Source organism: Roseibium sediminis, from assembly GCF_008711325.1.
Taxonomy (GTDB): Bacteria; Pseudomonadota; Alphaproteobacteria; order Rhizobiales; family Stappiaceae; genus Roseibium; species Roseibium sediminis.
Genome location: NZ_VXDB01000070.1, coordinates 1 through 1,550, shown reverse-complemented (window position 1 = coordinate 1,550; position 1,550 = coordinate 1). Strand labels below are relative to the sequence as shown.

Here is a 1,550-nt window from a genome sequence, read left to right as displayed (position 1 = left end):
CGGGTCTCCTCATCCGAGAGCTAACACGCCAGAGCACAAAATTCAGAATAGTCCCCTATGTATCCGATTAGATAAATATCATATTTCACGGATTTTACTGGTAGGCCATGAGCGGAAAGTCGCGGGTCGATACGACAAATGCAGATGATAAATCAATCGGTTTCGACTACCAATACTATTACTTTCTCAATGAACTGTTGAACCTCAAAACCGGTCAAATGGTAGGTCTGGAGTTCCTGGACGACGTCCACGTTCGACGCCCCGATGGCTCAAATCTGCTTATCCAGCTCAAGCACACCGTCCAGAAAAACGCACTGGGACAGGCCATCAATCTGACGACGATGGATCATGATCTCTGGAAGTCGATTTCGAACTGGTGCAAGCTCATCACCGATCCAATGGACGGGCGCAAGGACGTTGCGCTGCAACTGGCCTTCCTTAAGCAGACCAGCTTTCTCCTCGCATCCAACAAGTCGGGGAACGGCAACAACACCTTCCTGGCTTCATTCGAGGCCTTCTCGGCCAGTACCAAAAGCCATGCCGAGCTCGTGGCTGATATTGAGACGCTAAAAGGCAAAAGCAAAGACACGGTGCTTCAAGCCTACATGGCCGAGTTGCTGCTACTCGATGTCAATGTTTCCAAGGCATTTTTCGAGCGTTTAGCGTTTGCTTTGGGGAAGGACGAGATCATCGACCTGTGCAAGGCCTCCATCGCTGAAAAGCAGATACATCCGAAACGCGTCGACGACGTTTTCAGCGTCGTCGACTCCGAGGTCCGACAGCACTCCTTCGCCACGGTCAAGGCGGGGGACAAGATCGAGATTAGTTTCGACGAATTTAACCGGAGATACCGGCGTCATTTCGACAAGGGCCGGAGCGGCGAACTGATCTTTAGAGATTTCAATCCGGTCCTGCCGGACCATCTTTCTGACCAGACTTTCATTAGGCAACTTGTGGACATCCACGACATCGACGCGGACGCCATCGAGTTCCATTCCGCGTTCACTACGCGGCGATTGAATTTCCGAAACAACCTCGAACGGCTTCGCCATGACGGAGAGATTGGGCAGCCGGACATCGACGCCATGGAGGATGAAGCACGTCTCATGTGGGAAAATCAGTTCCTGCATGCGCATTCTGGTCGATCAGATCCACCTGACGAACGTGTGCCTGCCCGCGCTATTCTAGGTGACCTACGCTCGAGAAAGCTGAAGCTCGCATCGCAAGAACTTCCGCTTTCCTTGAGCAACGGCGGGTTCTACGATCTCTCCGATCGTCCGGTGATCGGCTGGCTGAAGAACTGGAAAGATCGCTACAAGTGAAATTGGATTCGCATTACAACAACCTAGCAATCAATGCGTTCGCCATCTCTTCCATACTGAACGAAGCCCGCTTCCTGACCATTCCAGAGATTGCTCTGATCCTTCCTATCGTCGCCCATCGCGAGACGTTGAGGAAGCTTTCCAATCGCACCTTTCGCTTCGTGAGCTTCGAGTGTTGATTTTCACTGAGAACTGACCCGGTATTTTCACCGAGAATTGACCCACCTT

Annotated in this window: 2 protein-coding genes; one reads left to right on the top strand and one right to left on the bottom strand. The window is 51.8% G+C overall.

Annotation, left to right across the window (positions count from 1 at the left end; genetic code table 11):
• The first annotated feature begins 107 nt into the window (after positions 1–107).
• Positions 108–1,322, top strand: a complete 1,215-nt coding sequence (locus F0155_RS23070; RefSeq protein ID WP_150526913.1) for a hypothetical protein — start codon at positions 108–110, stop codon at positions 1,320–1,322.
• Between the two features lie 13 nt (positions 1,323–1,335).
• Here F0155_RS23070 and F0155_RS23755 read toward each other — a convergent pair.
• Positions 1,336–1,550: hypothetical protein (locus F0155_RS23755; RefSeq protein WP_204934617.1), on the bottom strand; the 215-nt coding region annotated here is incomplete at its 5' end.